The organism is Autumnicola psychrophila (assembly GCF_031846645.1).
GTDB classification, from domain to species: Bacteria; Bacteroidota; Bacteroidia; order Flavobacteriales; family Flavobacteriaceae; genus Autumnicola; species Autumnicola psychrophila.
In genome coordinates this window covers 24,059-41,259 of the sequence record NZ_JAVRHN010000008.1, presented here as the reverse complement: position 1 = coordinate 41,259, position 17,201 = coordinate 24,059, and the positions used below count along the sequence as shown (strand labels likewise).

Annotated in this window: 11 protein-coding genes; 1 reads left to right on the top strand and 10 read right to left on the bottom strand. The window is 38.5% G+C overall.

The features are described 5' to 3' along the window. Window positions 1-33: 33 nt before the first annotated feature. The 7 genes from RM541_RS11465 to RM541_RS11435 form a co-directional block, all read right to left on the bottom strand. Window positions 34-1,662, bottom strand: coding sequence for a glycoside hydrolase family 43 protein (locus tag RM541_RS11465; RefSeq protein ID WP_311500289.1), 1,629 nt, complete (start codon window positions 1,660-1,662; stop codon window positions 34-36). A gap of 13 nt (window positions 1,663-1,675) precedes the next feature. Then, window positions 1,676-2,923, bottom strand: coding sequence for a glycoside hydrolase family 88/105 protein (locus tag RM541_RS11460; RefSeq protein WP_311500288.1), 1,248 nt, complete (start codon window positions 2,921-2,923; stop codon window positions 1,676-1,678). A 2-nt stretch (window positions 2,924-2,925) separates the two neighbouring features. Further along, window positions 2,926-3,936, bottom strand: a complete 1,011-nt coding sequence (locus RM541_RS11455) for a DUF4861 family protein (protein WP_311500287.1) — start codon at window positions 3,934-3,936, stop codon at window positions 2,926-2,928. A 39-nt stretch (window positions 3,937-3,975) separates the two neighbouring features. Continuing rightward, entirely contained in the window at window positions 3,976-5,241 is a 1,266-nt protein-coding gene (locus RM541_RS11450) for a glycoside hydrolase family 88/105 protein (RefSeq protein ID WP_311500286.1), read from the bottom strand. A gap of 226 nt (window positions 5,242-5,467) precedes the next feature. Beyond that, the gene (locus tag RM541_RS11445; protein WP_311500285.1) at window positions 5,468-6,133 is read right to left on the bottom strand and encodes a LamG-like jellyroll fold domain-containing protein; all 666 of its coding nucleotides are present in this window, start codon (window positions 6,131-6,133) and stop codon (window positions 5,468-5,470) included. 134 nt (window positions 6,134-6,267) lie between these two features. Further along, window positions 6,268-7,719: a glycoside hydrolase family 28 protein gene (locus RM541_RS11440; protein WP_311500284.1), complete on the bottom strand. Its 1,452-nt coding sequence runs from the start codon at window positions 7,717-7,719 to the stop codon at window positions 6,268-6,270. A 45-nt stretch (window positions 7,720-7,764) separates the two neighbouring features. Beyond that, complete coding sequence (locus RM541_RS11435; protein WP_311500283.1) at window positions 7,765-8,820, bottom strand: pectinesterase family protein; 1,056 nt, start codon at window positions 8,818-8,820, stop codon at window positions 7,765-7,767. A gap of 334 nt (window positions 8,821-9,154) precedes the next feature. On the opposite strand from RM541_RS11435, the gene RM541_RS11430 reads away from it, so the two are divergent. Beyond that, window positions 9,155-10,207, top strand: coding sequence for a LacI family DNA-binding transcriptional regulator (locus tag RM541_RS11430; RefSeq protein WP_311500282.1), 1,053 nt, complete (start codon window positions 9,155-9,157; stop codon window positions 10,205-10,207). Between the two features lie 153 nt (window positions 10,208-10,360). On the opposite strand, the gene RM541_RS11425 is transcribed toward RM541_RS11430, so the two are convergent. The 3 genes from RM541_RS11425 to RM541_RS11415 all read right to left on the bottom strand — a co-directional run bounded on the left by RM541_RS11425 (window position 10,361) and on the right by RM541_RS11415 (window position 16,549). Further along, window positions 10,361-11,737, bottom strand: a complete 1,377-nt coding sequence (locus tag RM541_RS11425) for a glycoside hydrolase family 28 protein (RefSeq protein WP_311500281.1) — start codon at window positions 11,735-11,737, stop codon at window positions 10,361-10,363. An 82-nt stretch (window positions 11,738-11,819) separates the two neighbouring features. Beyond that, window positions 11,820-13,436, bottom strand: a complete 1,617-nt coding sequence (locus RM541_RS11420; protein ID WP_311500280.1) for a RagB/SusD family nutrient uptake outer membrane protein — start codon at window positions 13,434-13,436, stop codon at window positions 11,820-11,822. Window positions 13,437-13,444: 8 nt separating this feature from the next. Next, entirely contained in the window at window positions 13,445-16,549 is a 3,105-nt protein-coding gene (locus tag RM541_RS11415; protein ID WP_311500279.1) for a SusC/RagA family TonB-linked outer membrane protein, read from the bottom strand. Window positions 16,550-17,201: the final 652 nt, after the last annotated feature.

Genomic DNA, 17,201 nt, shown 5'->3' with positions numbered 1-17,201 from the left:
ACAGATTTAGCATCATGCGAGCTGGTACTAATCCTACTTACTGATTCTAAAATATTGAACATCGGCATAACCACCCCTTTTAGCTTCCTGTGTACTTACACTAAATAAACCAACTTTTGCTCCAATCCACTTACCTGGCTTTGCTTTAAAGGGATTACCAATTTGTGTAAAATTCTTCCCATTTTCGCTATAACTGAATTGGCACATAGCATCGGGTGCGTTTACCTCTACCCGAAAAACAACTTCGTTAGAGCTGATATGTTTTTCAGCAATAATAAGTTCTTCCTCTCCATCTATGGCATCAATTGCCTGAGTTTGTCTTATAATAAAATCTTCCTCATCATGAGTAAGTGTTAGCGTGGCATAATCCATTCCCATCACTATAAGTCCGGCTCTTTTTCCTTCCTCAGCTTCCTGCGGAAAAAGACTGATTTTAGTTGTCGCTGTAAAGTCCGGAGCAGGAAACTTTTGCAGTAAAAGGTTTGGTGTCATCCAGAGATTTGGTGAATCTTCAGGAGTTTTAATGGAAAATAACCTCAGGTAATCATTACCGGGTAGTTTAGCATGCCATACCACTTCAGGGTTTGCCTGCCACTGCCATTGCATGCCCAAACTATCTTCTTCAAATTCAGTACTTTCAACAGGAGTTACTATAGGATAATTTTTTCCAACGTTTGGCTTTTTATAAGTTTTCACCGGCTCTCCTATTCCGTTTCCATCTTTATCCTCGCCCATTACCGGCCAGTCATTTTTCCAATTCATGGGTTGTAAATGCACTATGCGCCCATAGGCTTCCACATCCTGAAAATGGTAAAACCAATCTTCTCCTTCAGGCGTTTGAACCCAGGCGCCCTGGTGCGGACCATTAATATCGGTACTACCTTGTTCCAACACTACTTTTTCTTCATAGGGGCCGTAAATATTTTTTGACCTTAGTATAAGTTGCCATCCTGTGGAAACTCCGCCGGCAGGGGCAAAGATGTAATAGTAACCGTTTCTTTTATAAAATTTGGTTCCTTCTACTGTAGGTTGATCATCGTGACCATCAAAAACATGTTGACCGGCATCAAGGACTTTGGTTCCTTCAGCATTCATTTTATTTACTGAAAGCAGACTTTTCACTCCCGCACGGCTCCCCGCATAAGCATGAACAAGATATGCTTTGCCATCATCATCCCAAAGCGGAGATGGATCTATAAGTCCTTTGCCCTCCATAACCAGTACCGGCTCCTCCCAATTACCATAGGGATCATCGGTTTTAACCATATAAATGCCATGATCGGGATCCCCCCAATAAATATACAGTGCATTATTGTGGGACCGGATGCTTGGTGCCCATACTCCATTCCCATGCTGCGGAACAGCAAACGTTTCTTCGGGCACCTGCTTTGGTAGAGCATAATTGATGATTTTCCAGTTAATCATATCTTTGGAATGCAGAATAGGTAAACCCGGTGCGGCATTAAAGCTGGAAGCGGTCATGTAATAATTATCACCCACCCTTGCCACGTCTGGATCGGAATAATCGGCATAAAGAATTGGGTTGGTATAAGTTCCATCCTGGTTGTCTGAAACCCATACCTCAGATTTATAAGTATCGGGATTCTGAGCTAAAACACTCAAAGTGATGAATAAAAAAGGAAGTACTGAAAATAATTTCATTGTTTTATTCCTTTTATCTATCTAACTGTAGGCTGGCCAGGATGAAAGGCCCTGTTCCTTTTGGATCGTTACTCCTTATTTCTTCATTAATATAATATTCATAAGAAGCATCGCGATATGGATCCCCACCCAAACCTGCCACAGCACAAACCTGGTTTAAATTGACCACTCCATTTTCCTCCACAGTAACAAGGTTATTAAGAACACCTTCATAAGCCTTTTCAGCCACCTCCATATATTTTTGAGCGATATAGCCCTTCTTTGCAGCCTTAGCCAGGGTATAACTAAACATAGAAGAACCTGAAGCTTCGAGATAATTACCTTCACGGTCGCCCTGATCCAGGACCTGGTACCAAAGTCCGGATTCTTTATGCTGAACTTTTGTAATAGCTTCCGCAAACTGGTTCAGATATTCAATGATCCTGTCACGGCCTTCATGATCTTGCGGAAGATAATCCAGCACATCTACCATGGCCATACCGTACCAGCCCATTGCACGAGACCAGAAGTTAGGAGAAGTCCCTGTTTTTTTGTCTGCCCATTTTTGTTGTTTACTGGAATCCCAGCCATGATAAAGCAAACCAGTTTCTTCATCTTTCATATGCTCCTGAACAAGATCAAACTGGTGCACAATATCATTATAGGCTTGCTCTGCTTCTACCTCTTCGCTAAACGTTTGAGTGTAGTGGGCATAAAAAGGATGGGCCATATAGAGCCCGTCCAGCCACATTTGCTGTGTATAGCGCTGTTTATGCCAAAAACCGCCTTTTTTTGTTCGTGGCTGGGTTTCTATCTGGCTTCGTAATAACTTCAAAGCTTCCAGAAAACGTTCTTCTTTGGTTTTCGAATAAAGAAAAAGCAGCGTATTCCCAGAATTAAGCATATCCAGGTTCTGATCTGTTAAATCATAGGTTCTGATATCGCCTTCATCTGTAATCAAAGTATCAGCATAATCGTAGATATAGCCATAGTATCTTTCGTCATTGGTTTCCTGATAAACTTCTTTGGCTGCCTTCAAAACAAGACCATTAGTATAACTCCATCCTGGTTCTTCACGAAAGTCCAGTTTGGAAGCTTCAGGAAAGCGATACATTTCAGACTGCAACATTCTCTCTGACCAATTCAAGTCTTCAGGAACAATTTTATCTACAGAAGCCATTTCATCAGCTTCCTCTTTTTCAGCATTTTTACAACTAATTATAGTTGTTAAAGCGAAACATATTAATATAAACCGAATTTGATTCTTCTGAAATTTCATCATTGCTATTGAAGATTATCGTTAGAATCTAACTTGTTCAGCAGTTCATCGAGATTCGAAATAAATGCCTCTTCACTAATGATTCCTCCTTTTTCCTGTTCCCAGGCACCAAGAAGGTAATAAGTTACTTTATCTGATGTGGAATTGAAAACCAGTAAATGATCATCTGGCCCTTCTAATTGTTGCTCCAACTGGTTCTTTTTATAAAAAATAGCCATTCCCAGTTTATCTTCATCATTGACCAAGGTCTGGGTACCGTAAGTGGCAATGTAAGCCCAGTTACCGGCTTCACTTTCTTTCTGCATCAACGGAACATCCTCAAATTTCACAATACCTGTAGTTAAGCCTTCAATTTCTTCGGAAGGAGATAGCTCTACCCGGGTGTAACGGCCATCTGGATAAATAGCAAGTTTCGCGTCGAGGTCGATTACTTTGTCACCAGTTTCCCAACCTTCATAAGTTATTTCTACGGAAGAGCTATTCGCTGAATTACTTACCTCTGCATGGGTACTTTGCACATTTCTGAAATGTGCTACGGTATCATTCATATATCTTCCGTAACCACCAATTCCAAGGGAGTTACCAGCCTTAAGAATATCCTGACCCCACGGTGCTTCTTCATGGTAAGAGTCAAAATTATCCTGTCCAACATAAGGCAACACCAGGGAATCTACTTTTTTTCCGAAGATATCAATGGCATTTCTCCAATCCAGATATAACCTATAACCTACCTGACTATTTTCCCATCCCGGCCCTTCATAGCGGATATAATAAGAATGGTCCGTATGATCTTCAGGTAGTGTTATTTCCTGAACATTTTCAAAAGTTCCTCCTTTGTATTCTCTTCCTTCCCATTGACCTCCTGTTTTAACAGAAAGTTCAGCATATGTCTCACGATCAGCTTCTTTAACAGCTTCCTCCTGAAGTTCTGTTTGCGGTTGCTCCTTATTGTCTTTACAGGAAAAAGCCATTACAGAAGTGATAGCTACCAGTACAATTCCATTTTTAAATTTCATATTATTTATATTTTGGTGATTCTTGATAAAAATAAAGCTTTATTCCTGTTTCAGGTCTTCATATTCAAGAGAAGCAAGAATAAATGGCCCTACACCTTTAGGGTCGTTGTCCCTGATTATTTCATTCACATAATATTCATAGGAACCATCACGATAAGGATCACCTCCTAAACCAGCAACACCATTTACATCAGTTAAACTAATGCTTCCATCATCATCTTTTCTAATAAATTGCTCCAGAATACCCTCATAAGCTTCAATACCATCTTCCCTGTACTTTGCGTCAAGATAACCTTCGTCAACTCCCTTTAACAAAAAGTAAGCGTACATACTGGATGCAGAAGCTTCGAGGTAATTTCCTTCTCTGGTTCCCTGATCCAGCACCTGGTACCAGACGCCTGTATCTTCATCCTGATATCTTACGATCCCATCCGCAATTTTCTGAGCTATTTCCACCAATTCATCTCTTTTTGGATGATCCTCTGGCATGTAATCCAGAACGTCCACCACAGCCATACTTAACCAGCCAATACTCCGTCCCCAGTAATTTGAGGAAAGACCGGTTTCAGGATCTGCCCATCGCTGCTCTTTACTTTCATCCCAGGCGTGATGATAAAGTCCTGTATCTTCAGTATAGGTGTATTTATCTATGAGGTAAAATTGGTTGGCAACATCATCAAAAAGTTTAGATTCGTCAAATTCTTCTGCATAACGGGCCAGGAAGGTGGATCCCATATACAAGCCGTCCAGCCACATTTGATAAGGATAAATTTTCTTATGCCAGAATCCGCCTTCGGAGGTGCGGGGATGTTCACGCATTTGATCTCTTAATTCTTCAATCGCAAGCCTGTACTTTTCTTTATCGGTTTCTTCATAAAGCCCAATTAAAAATCTTCCGCCTTGCACACGATCGATATTATAATCAGATTTTTTGTAGGTTTTAATGTCTCCATCTTCTTCTACCATAAAATCTGCGAAGTTCTTAATATAATTCAAGTATTTTTCCTCTCCTGTTTCCTCATGGACTTTCTCCATTGCTGTCATAATAAGACCATGGGTATATTCCCATTTAGGTTTCTCGTTAAAATCGAGTGTCCATCCTTCAGGATTTCTTTTTATTTCTGAATCTGCCATCCAGGCGGAGTATCTTTTCTGATCCTCTGCACCCATTGCTGATTCCTTTAATTCTGCTTTATCTGAAGCATCTTCTTTACCCTTACATCCAATGGTGGTCCCGGAGAAGATTAATACCATTAACAAGGCCGATAACTGCCAAATTGAGGGGATGATTTTATTTATTGTCATAACATAAGATATTAAAAAATTGTAAATACAACGTCCGCTGGTTTAGTGCGAAGTCAATACTAAAGCTACATCGTTTGCGAAAAAATTACAACCTACTGTAATGTAATCGATTACACAAACATACACTATTGAGCTATTTAAAGCAAAAAAATTATCAGAAAAGATATATTATTCCTAACAATTGTTATAAAAATCTATACAAGAAACAATTCATCCCGCTACATCCTTAAGTTGAAGCTTGTTCTGAAAATCTTACCTCTTTTATCAGTCCTTTAAACCACGATCGTTTATCCATTCTTGTTCCAATGGAAACCCTTCCGTTTTCACCTATAGGTAAATATTCAATATCGCCGGTTAGCTGCTGCTTTCCATTGACGAACCCCTTCATTTGCCCATTTTCATAAGTTAGCCTTATCGTGGCCCATTCATTTACAGGATGAGTTAATGTAGAGTCTATAAGAGCGAGATCTTGATTTTCTGTTTTTATAAACCAGTCGCCATACCATTCGTTCCTGGAATTAAGCCGAAGCTCAATTAAAATTCTTCTGGCTTCGTTTTCAGGATCCTGGATGTGTAAAAAACGTTGCTCATTATTTTCGGGATAGCCATTGAAAGGTTTAAAATCTACTTCAATACTAAAATTATTCAAACCGACAATGGGATTCTTATCTACTAACAAACCATCTTTTTTACCGTCGAATTCCACTGCTCCTCCTGCTTCCGTCTTGACTATATTAGGATTTCCAACTACATCTGTGGGGTTTCCTCCTATTTCACTAACAGAATTTATTTTCCATATCTCAGCTTTTTCTGATGAACTAGCACAGGAAAAGAGAAATAAACAACATAAAAAATAGAAAAGGGAAATTCTTCTGAAAAAGAGAATATTCATTATAATTGTTTTTAACAACTGTTTTTTTTTAAAACTTAATATATTTTCTGAGACTGGAGAATCACTAAAAAAACATAATTCTCCAGCTTCAGAAGTTAAATAATTGCTGATTTAAAACTGTTAGTTTTAAATCACTAATTAGTGATTTCCTTCCCGTTTATAGTGACATTTTCAAAAGAAATTTTTTCGGCATTTTCTACTAACAAAGGAGTTTCAGCATTTTTAATATGAACATTAGTAAGATTCACATTTGCAACAGGTGATTCTTCCCTTCCTCTTATCAGGATCCCATACTCTCCTCCGTTTTCAACATTAATATCTTCAAGATAAATATTCCTGATTACCGGCATAAATTCCCCTTCCTGATTATCGTAAATAGCATAATGAGTATTTATTTTTAGAACAGCTTCTTTTACCTGTCCAACTTCGATATTTTTTACATAAATATTCTCTATAGTTCCTCCACGCCTGGTATTGGTTTTAATCCTGATAGCACGATCTAGATTTGGGCTGTTCATTTCGCAGTTTCTAACAAAAACATTACTCACACCACCAGAGATTTCACTTCCCATTACCACTCCGCCATGTCCGTCTTTCATAATACAATCTTCAACAATGATATTTTCACTTTTAATTCCAACTCGTCTTCCGTCATTATCACGTCCAGATTTTATGGCAATACAATCATCACCCGTGTCAAATAGGCAATTTTTGATATGCACATTTTTACTGTACTCCGGGTTACAACCATCATTATTAGGCCCGTGGCTCTCCACGGTCACTCCATCTACAGTAACATTATTGGATTTTATTGGATGCATAACCCAAAACGGCGCATTAATGAATTTTACATCTTTAATTAAGACATTACTACATTCAAAAGGTTCAAAAAATGTAGGCCTGAACTGATGACCTTCTCCAAAAACCCTGTCCTCAACAGCAACTCCGTCTTCTACCATTTTGCTCAGCCTGGGCAAATTATGCTCATCACGCTGATTTTGGTCCCCTTCTTTAAAACCATAGCGTTCTGCGCCACTCCATGGCCACCAATTATCATTACCGGCCTGGCCGTTAAAAGTTCCTTTGCCAGTAACCGCAATATTTTCTTGTTGGTAGGCATAGATAAGCGGTGAATAATCCATCATTTCCATCCCTTCGTAGGAAGTATGTACCACAGGTAAATAATCACTTGTGTTGGTGGAAAAAAGGATTTCTGCACCGTCTTCTAAGTGAAAATTGACATTGCTTTTAAGATGAATAGGACCTGATAGGTACTTTCCTGAAGGAACAATAACTTTCCCGCCCCCATCTTCACTACATGCAGCAATAGCATCTGCAAAAGCCTGAGAGTTGTTTGTAGTCCCATCTGCTACCGCACCATAATCCTGAACATTAAAGGTAGTGTCAGGAAACGTGGGGACGATAATATTCTTAATGATCTCATCTGCCTCATCCCAGGGATCTGCTATTTCGGAATTTTCGACAGCTGCAGTTTCTTTTTCTCCTGAATTGTTTTTACAGGAATATAAGCCTCCCAGGAGCAGGCATATAAGTAAAACTTTGTAATTAAATTTGTTTAAATTCATAGTTGGTAAAATTAATTTTTAGGTGAAAATTTTTATAAAAAACTTTTAGTTATTTAATTCCTTACTCTTATTTGGGGTCCAGTTATCCTCCCCTTTTAAAATATTTTCCACTGAATATTTCTTAGCTTGTTGGGGTGTAAGTTGATGTGCCCATTCCACTCTCTCCTCCGCAGCTGCCCCCGGTCCTTCGGAAGCAAATTCGGCATAAAAAGCGTTGTCTTCAGCTTCAGGTTTATTCCAGTTATGCCAGCCATCTTTTTTTATATGATCTCCCATTCTGGTATTAAGAAATACCGTTTGTGCAAATTCACGCCAGGGCCTACCTAGATAAACTTCTTCTTTGGAAGCATCGCCAGTGAGTTTGCAGTTTATAAAAATAAATCCAAAAGGAGTATCCTTGTCAGTGGAAGCCGCCGTGATGTAATGACCTCCATCTTTGGAATAGATTTCACAATCTTCAAAAACCGCTGTGGACCAGCCAAAAATGAAATCGGTCGTACCTTCGATATAACAGTTCTTATAATATTGACGGCTATTGCGCCCATGTGGATATAATGTATCCTGAAAACCAAGAAACCTGCAATTCTCAAAAATTACCCGATCACCATCCACCCGAACTGCTACTGCCTGTCCTACAGGACCCGAAGTATTTTCAAAAGTAAGACTTCGGGCTGTAAAGTCGCTGCCAAAAACAAAAAAGGAAGAAGATCCAGTTGTGCCCATTTCCTCCCCAAACCTATTGAGTTTTTTTGAGTAATCATCATAAGTAAGAATGGTAGTTTCTTTATTTTCTCCTATAAAAGTAACATTTGTTTTGGATGTAGGGAGAATGAGCTTTTCTTTATAAACTCCTTCTTTAATATATATTGTGGTTGTAATTTTTCTAAAATCGGGAACAGCATTTATTGCCTGCTGAACAGTAATAAAATCTCCAGAACCATCTTTAGCTACTAAAAAGTGAAATTCACTTTTAGGAATAAAACTATTAACAGACTGAAGGTTTTTACTGCCCAACCAGTTATTATTAGTCCGAACACCGGCAAAAACAAATAAACCCACATTTACAATCAGGAAAAAAAATACTAAGGATTTTTTCTTCATATGTTTTAAACTAATTTTATTAGAACGTTGCACGTGAATAGTTTCCTTTAAGATGAACGTCTTTCATTTCCCACTGATAACTAAATCTTTTATTATCTTCACATCATTCTTGAAATTCAACCGAAAACCAGGCGTAAAAAATTTTGTAATCGATTGCGTTAATATATATGTTTTTGCTCATTAACACAAAAAAATCATTATTTTTAAACAAATTATAAATTACTAATTGACGGCAATTCTAGCATGGGCGAGGTAATTATCTAAATACTAACGAGCTGATTAATTTTCTCCAGCTGTCTAATTTAAGCGAATCTATTTCAACCTTAACAAAATAATGAGCGGAAAAGAAAAAGTTACTATATACGATATTTCAAAAAAATTAAATGTAAGCGCCGCGACGGTATCCAGGGCGCTGAACCAGAATCCAAAAATAAGTTTAAAAACACGGGAATTGGTTGCCAAGACTGCAGCGGAAATGAACTATAAACAAAACCGTCTCGCACAGGCTTTAAAAAGTGGCAGAACAAATAATATAGGCGTAATCGTTCCCTATATTAATCGTAGTTTCTTTTCCTCTGTAATTAGAGGAATTGAAGAAGAACTTCGACCACACGGATATCACGTTATTATTTGCCAGTCTCATGAAGAAGCTGGTAATGAGGTGGAACAAATAAATACTCTTTTAAATACCCAAATTGATGGTATTTTTATGTCTGTGTCAAAAACTACCCAGAATTCAGATCACATAAAGAAAGTTCTTGAAGAAAATACGCCTCTTGTATTTTTTGACAGGAAAATGGAAATGCCAGGCGTAAGTTCAGTAGTTATAGATGATTTTAAGGCAGGATTTATGGTTACAGAACACCTCATCCAGCAAGGCTGCAGACGCATTGCTCATTTATCTGGGGAGAGCAATCTCGAAATTTACAAATATCGGCACGAAGGTTACTGTGCCGCACTTGAAGAGCACGGACTTGAATATGTGCCGGAGTATGTGATTAAAGCTAATAGTAAAATTGAATCTGGGATAGAGGCTGTTGCCCAGTTATGGGATCTGGAAATAAAACCCGATGCTATTTTTGCTGCCGGTGACTATGTTGCCCTTGGTGCTATTCAGGAACTTAAGAACAGAAAAATAAGAGTCCCTGAAGATGTGTGTGTTGCAGGTTTTAGTAACGAACCATTTACTAAATATATGGAGTTACCGATAACCTCTATAGATCAGACTCCGCAGCTTATGGGAAAGATTGCTGCACAGGTATTTTTAGAACAGGTACAGGAAAATCAAACTTTAACTATTGAGAAGAAAGTGGTACTCCCTCCTGGATTATTCGTGAGAGATTCTTCTGATAGAAGTTCTTTGAAAGTGCAGGCTGAGAATCGGTAACGCTAGTCTACAGCTTCAAATATCAGGTTGTAAGACCAAAAGAGACCCTACTTTCCTGAATTCCCACGGGTGAAGAAAAAAATAAACCCGGCTTAACCGGGTCATTTCATCTATAAAACATATATAAAATACTTCTCGTACCCAGCGAAGGCATCAAAATTTGGTTACCTCTTCTTTAGTCGCAGTAGTCGGCACTCCCGCTTCCTCTCCAATAATCACCCCTTCAAAAGTCACATTTTCAGTATTTTTTATGGTAATGGCATTATTTGCCTTCTTTACGTTAATATTGGTCAGTTTCACATCCTCAACTTTACTGTCCTTATATCCTTCAATCACTATCGCAGTTCCCGTAGCTTCTTCAGATGAAACATTATTAATAAAAATATCAGAGATCTTTGAATTAAAACCTTCACCCTCTCCATGGTAGTTTGCAGTGATAAAGAAAAGGTCTTCTACCCTTCCCAGTTCAATATTGCTGATATAGATATCTTTCATATATCCACCTCTATCAGGATTTGTCTTAAAGTATATCCCTCTTTTTAAGTCACCCCATGCCTTGCAGTTATCGACAAAAATGTTTTTCACTCCTGCAGACATTTCACTTCCAATGACTACTCCGTGCAAACCTTTCAGAAGACAATTTCTCATAACAATATTCTGTGAAGCCTGATCTGAATTTGAACGACCTTCGTGATCTCTTCCAGCCTTAATAGCAAGATTGTCGTCACCATTATCGAACTTTACATTTTCTATTAATACATCCCGCGAATACTCCAGGTCAATACCATCATTGTTATAATTATGAGCATCATATTTTAGACTTCTTAATGTAGCACTATTACATTTTAAAAGATGCAGACACCAAAATGGTGAATCTTCTATCGTAATATCTTCGATTAAGATATTTTCAGAATTCACAAACTGAATTAGCTGTGGCCTCAGAAAATGTCCTTCCCCAAATATTCTTTCTTTTACAGGCACACCTTTATGATTCATTTCCCTGCTCAATAACTGGTCTTCTTCCTGAAGCTCTTTCCAATTTGCCCAGGAATCCTTTGCTTCTCCATCTATTGTCCCTTTCCCCGTGATAGCTATATTTTCTAAATCTATTCCATAAATCATAGGACTGTAGTTGTAGAGCATAGTACCCTCCCAACTGGTAAGCACCAGCGGATAATCTTTGGGATTAGAGCCAAATTTTAATCTCGCTCCAGTTTCTAATTTTAAGTTCACATTACTAACAAAGTGTATAGGTCCGTTAATGGTATAAACGCCTTTAGGCACAATAATGGTTCCTCCACCATTTTTCTTTATAGCGCTCATTGCTTTATCAAAAGCCTCTTTATTATTGGCTAAAGAATCCCCTTTAGCACCAAAATCCAGTACAGAAACAGAAAATTCGGGAATTGTAGGAAGTTCTATTCTTTCTACAATCTCTTGAATGCCATCATTTCGGGCGTTATCATCATGTTGCCCGGACACTAAGTTTGAAAGAAACAGTATTATTGATAGGATTAAAAAATTTCTCATAAACTTCTGATTTTTATTTAAAAATCCTGAGCCCGGATAACCGGGCTCAGGACATTAACTCAAAACTAATTAATAAACATTACTATTCGTACGCTGGATTTTGTGGAAAATCCTGGTTTTGATTAAGATCGATTGCCGACTGAGGGATGGGTCTTAAAATCTTCAATTCCCCTCCATTCCCAACAAAATTTCCTTCTTCAATTAAATAATGATAAGCAGCAGCTCTTTCCACTAAGGTGCCTGTTCGCTTCAGGTCAAACCATCTATGATACTCTCCTAAAAGCTCTCTGGCCCTTTCATCAAGAATAAAATCGATATCAAAATCTGCCAGTACCGCAGGTTCTACTCCAGCCCTTTCTCTAACTTCATTTAATCGCATCAATCCTGTTGCCGCATCCCCTGCCTGAAGATAGGCTTCAGCAGCGATTAAATAGGTTTCTGCCAATCTGGATAAGATGATATCTCTGGTGCTGGTTCCCGCACCAAAAGGAGAGGTCGGATCATCAAATTTCCTTACAGGTATAGTTGAGAAATCACTAGAAGGATTGAAGAACGGTGCATACGTACCATACTCGTGATAAGTAGCTTCAGGGTGATTGGCAATGTATGCTGCTTTCTCTGCCGCAGAAGTTGCCCACGCTGGCTCATAGTAGTGTTCCACAACCAAAGCATCGTGATCTTCAACATCGTAATAGTCATAGTACCTCCCAAATACCTCGTACATGAAAGTAGCGTACCATCTTGCATCATCTTCCGTGAACAAATCTATAGCAAATTGCGTGGGGGAAAGAATACTTGTTCTATAAGGCGCATCTTCTGCCACCTCAGGTCCTCCAAGATAACTACTGTAGTAATTGGCTTGATTATGACCACGATTATCAAGATCAGGGCTTACTGAGGAATCATCATATTGTACTGAAAAGATAACTTCTTCATTTTCCTCATTTCCCGGCCACCATAATTCCTCAAAAGGAATGGTAAGCTCTTGGCCAGCGATGGCCTCATCTGCATAATTCGCAGCTGTTGTAAAGTCGGACTGATCTCCAAAATCTTCGTAACCACGAGTCAAATATACTTTTGCAAGCAAGTGTCTTACCGTACGTTTGTTTACCCTTCCGTTATAAGCTCCCTCTTCCACTAGATTAAGCGATTCTTCCAATTCTGAAATTATAAAGTTGTAAACCGCTTCAGCCGAATCTCTTTCGAACTCTAAAACAGGATTAGAAATATAATCTGTAACAAGCCCTACTCCTCCATACGTCTGTACTAATAAAAAGTAAGCATTGGCGCGCAGGTATTTTATTTCACCAATACGAGTATCCAATTGCGAAGTTTGCTCAGTTATTTCTGCATAATGAAGCGCCATGTTTGCGACCTGGATCGCTCTGTAACCAGTATTGTATAAATGCTCTACCCCTTCAGATTGAGGATTAAGTTCAGTGTACCTACTTAGCCCAATGAATGCAGGATCTCTTCCCTCTGCAAAAAGGTCAGTACCTGCAACAAACATTAAAGCATCTCCTCCGTATATTTCCCTCAATTGGGAATAATTGGCGCTTATAAGGCTTTCAAAACCTGTTTCAGTCACATAGAATTCTTCTCCCGTAACATTGGAAAGGTTTTCCTCCTCAAGATAGTCTTCGCAGGAGCTAAATAAAAAGCTCAACACTGCCATACCTAAAAATATCTTTCTCATCATTCCTACTTTTAAAAATTTAAACTAAAACCTAATTGATAAGTAACAGAACTTACCCGGCCAATTCCAAGACCGGCTGAAGCCCATTCCGGATCATATCCTTCATAATCTGTAAATACAAATGGATTTAAAACATTCCCATATATTCTTAACTTGCTAATCCCAAGACGCTCATTGACATCGCTGGAGAAGTTATAACCTAAGGCTATGTTTTTTACTTTCACAAAGGAAGCATCTTTATAATAACCTATATCCTCATCTCTCCAGAAGGGTCCTTCGTTACGCGGTTGGGGGTAAGTGTTGGAGTACTGTGTAGGTAAGCCCGCACTGTTTTCAGGAATGTACCAGTTGAGATCCATTTTTTGTCTTCCCCTATCGTAAACATCGGCAAAATTTGCGTGAAAAGGGCTAAAAACAAAAACATCCTGATTAGTGATAACTGAAGCCGATAAATCGAAGTTTCCTACTTTTAAACTGCTGAAAAAACTTCCTGACCATCCTGGATCTGAAGATCCCAAGATGATACGGTCACCCGCTGGGGTAAATCTTCCATCTCCGTTTACGTCTACTACCTTTGCCTGCCCTTCTTCCATTCCATAAGATGCAGCTTCATCAGCCTCGTCTGCCTGCCAAATTCCGTTAAACCTGTAATTATAATGAGCATCGATAGATTCTCCAATAAAGAGGTTATTTCCTATATCATCCACTTCATCCTGACCATAAATAGATTCTACGCTGTTGGTATTCTTTGTAAAAGTAAAAGAGGTAGTCCAGGTAACGGATTGATTTTGAACATTCCTGGTTGTTAGGGCAATTTCTACTCCTTTATTGCTTACAGATCCTACGTTAGCGCTAATAGATTCCCAGCCGGTTTCCAGAGGAAGCTGTTGCTCCAACAATAAATCATCAGATAACCTATCGTAAACATCCACACTTCCCGTTACACGGTTCTGAAAAAATCCAAAGTCTACCCCAAAGTTGACTTCTCTGGTCTTTTCCCATGCAAGTTGAGAATTCGCAATATTTGCAGGAATCCAACCGTTTGCATTAGTTCCGTAAAAATCATAATAGGTTTGTCTATCTAAAATGTTTATAGTAGAATAAGGGTCTATAATATTATTTCCTGTAAACCCATAACTTAAACGCGCCTTTAAGTTGCTAATCGTTTCCTGATTCCTCATAAAAGCTTCTTCACTAATCCTCCAGGCAATAGCACCGGAAGGAAACGAATCCCAGCGATTTGCTTCTGAAAGCAATGAGGAACCATCCCATCTATTGGAGAGAGTGATTAGATAACGATCTAAAAAGCCATAATTTAAACGTAGAGCATAAGAAGTAAGCGTCTGCTTAATAAAATTTGATCCTACATTAAAAGTGCTTTGTTCCCCACTACCAATATTATAAAATCCGGTCTCAAAGGGCATATTTCTTGAGCTGCCAAAGGAGCTTTCTATTCTGTTAGAGTACATACTGAATAATCCAAGAAGATTAAAAGCATGGTCTTCATTAATAGTATGATTTATATTAAACTGATTATCCCAGGTGTAATTGAAATTCTCAAGACGTTCGATATCGGCAGAAGGTAAGTCATTATTACTAACCCCTCTGTTTGTCATTGCTCCCCATGAACGCCCCCTTCTATTGTTTTCCAAACCTACAGCAAAACTAGTCTTAAGAGATAACCATTCTATAGGATCATACTGGAAAAAGGTGTTTCCAATAAGATTCCACCTGCGGATCTCGTCGGTAGAATTATTGATTTCCAGAATTGGGTTATATGTACTGGTTTTATTTATAAGCCAATCTCCATTTTCATCTGTCAGTTTTCCAGGCAGAGGAAAAAGTTCCCCATCTACTCCGTAAGGACTCAAGAACGGGTTCAGCCTGAAAGCTTCTCTCATGGCTAGATCACTTCCCAAATTTTGTTCAGTAAGAGCCACTGTCATATTAGCCCCTACAGATACTTTATCACTTATTTGATGATTAAGGCCGGCTTTAAATGAATACTTCTCCAGTGATTCATTTTCTATATTTCCTGTTTCTTTCTGATATCCAAGACCGAGGTTGTAACCTACACCACTTTCACCTGTACCGGAAATATTTAAGTAACTGTTCTGCTGAATCCCACTTTTCAATACAGCATCATACCAATCGAAGGATTCGTTATCATTTGCCCTTCTGAAAAGCTCTGGGTTGTTACCTCCTGCCGAGACACCATCTCGAAGAGTTTCAGGAGAAACCTCCCCCGTTTCAGGATCTATTGACGCTCCGGCGAGGTAAGCTGTTTGGTGATACCTCCACCACGTCTGAGGATCCATCATTTCCGGAAGCCTGGCAACCTCTTTGATACCAACAAAATTTTCAAAAGACACATTAATTCCTGGTCTAGCAGAAGCACCACTTTTGGTGGTGACTATAACAACACCATTTGAACCACGAGAACCATAGATTGCTGTTGAAGATGCATCCTTAAGCACATCTATACGTTCGATATCCTGCGGATTTAAAAAATCAATGTCATTAGCGGGAACTCCATCAACAATATACAACGGCTCCACATTGCCACTCATAGAATTCTTTCCACGGACAACTATATCAAAACCATCCCCGATTCTTCCTGTGGATGTTGTTATTTGAACACCCGGCATATTTCCTTGAAGGGCCTCGAGCGGATTTGTTAAATTTCTTTCTGTTAAATCTTCAGCACTCACACTACTCACAGAACCTGTTAAATCAGTCTTCTTTAAAGTACCATACCCGACTACAACGATTTCGTCCATAGCCTCAAGATCAGGACTTAATATAATCTGAAGAACTTCCTCGCCGTCCACCTCAATTTCCTCTGTGCGATATCCTACATAACTAGCAACAAGAACCGCATCTGACGGAACAGTTAAGGAAAAATTTCCATCAAAATCTGTCGCCGTACCATTAGTAGTTCCCTTCTGAACAATGCTTACCCCAGGAAGTGGCATCTGGGAGTCAGCTTCTATCACTGTTCCACTAACCGTAAAACTCTGTTGTCCCTGCATTGTATATCCGGATACAAGGAACAGCAAAAACAAAACTAAGGAAACAATTTCATGTCCCCGCCCTATCCATGTTCTTCTTCTCATGATATTTTTTTTAAAGTATTAATTGAAAAAAGAATTTCAGTCCTGCGACTCGAAATAATAGTCTGCCATATACTATTTACATTAAAGTTGGAAACCTCTTTCGATAGTATAAACAAGGGCCTCCTGGACTTTAGTACTTTTCTAAAAAATTTTGTCATAAATTAGTTTCGTTAAAAATTTTTAATTAGTCAGTTTAGCCAATCACACTGAAATTAGAATAAAATTACTCTCCTTAATTTCTTCCTAAGAAAGTTTTCAGAAAATGTTCTCTGAAGCTCTGAAATAAGTAAATAAGATCAGTAATTATTAAAACTTTAACAATGTAATCGATTGCTTAAATATATTTATAAATTATTAAGTACCAAATTTTTTAACTAAAAACTGATATTTATAGCATTTAGCCACCTGAATTATTACTATAAGTAAATGTTTAACAAATGATGGTAAAAAATTAGCTGGGTGGCTTATAGCTCAGAAGGAAATAGAGACAATCCATTATAATTCTTCTTCACGGAGCGCTAAATGGGTTGTAGCTTCATACATTATCGTGCTATGAAGCAATTACCGTGAAGGCCTCTACTCTATACTTTCAACCTATTTAAAATGATTAGATAATTCATTTGAGGTTTAATTAAGAAGGAGGAAATAATCC

Coding starts and splice junctions, on each gene's coding strand:
- RM541_RS11465 (WP_311500289.1), bottom strand. CDS start 1,662: ATGAAATTATTTTCAGTACTTCCTTTTTTATTCATCACTTTGAGTGTT.
- RM541_RS11460 (WP_311500288.1), bottom strand. CDS start 2,923: ATGATGAAATTTCAGAAGAATCAAATTCGGTTTATATTAATATGTTTC.
- RM541_RS11455 (WP_311500287.1), bottom strand. CDS start 3,936: ATGAAATTTAAAAATGGAATTGTACTGGTAGCTATCACTTCTGTAATG.
- RM541_RS11450 (WP_311500286.1), bottom strand. CDS start 5,241: ATGACAATAAATAAAATCATCCCCTCAATTTGGCAGTTATCGGCCTTG.
- RM541_RS11445 (WP_311500285.1), bottom strand. CDS start 6,133: ATGAATATTCTCTTTTTCAGAAGAATTTCCCTTTTCTATTTTTTATGT.
- RM541_RS11440 (WP_311500284.1), bottom strand. CDS start 7,719: ATGAATTTAAACAAATTTAATTACAAAGTTTTACTTATATGCCTGCTC.
- RM541_RS11435 (WP_311500283.1), bottom strand. CDS start 8,820: ATGAAGAAAAAATCCTTAGTATTTTTTTTCCTGATTGTAAATGTGGGT.
- RM541_RS11430 (WP_311500282.1), top strand. CDS start 9,155: ATGAGCGGAAAAGAAAAAGTTACTATATACGATATTTCAAAAAAATTA.
- RM541_RS11425 (WP_311500281.1), bottom strand. CDS start 11,737: ATGAGAAATTTTTTAATCCTATCAATAATACTGTTTCTTTCAAACTTA.
- RM541_RS11420 (WP_311500280.1), bottom strand. CDS start 13,436: ATGATGAGAAAGATATTTTTAGGTATGGCAGTGTTGAGCTTTTTATTT.
- RM541_RS11415 (WP_311500279.1), bottom strand. CDS start 16,549: ATGAGAAGAAGAACATGGATAGGGCGGGGACATGAAATTGTTTCCTTA.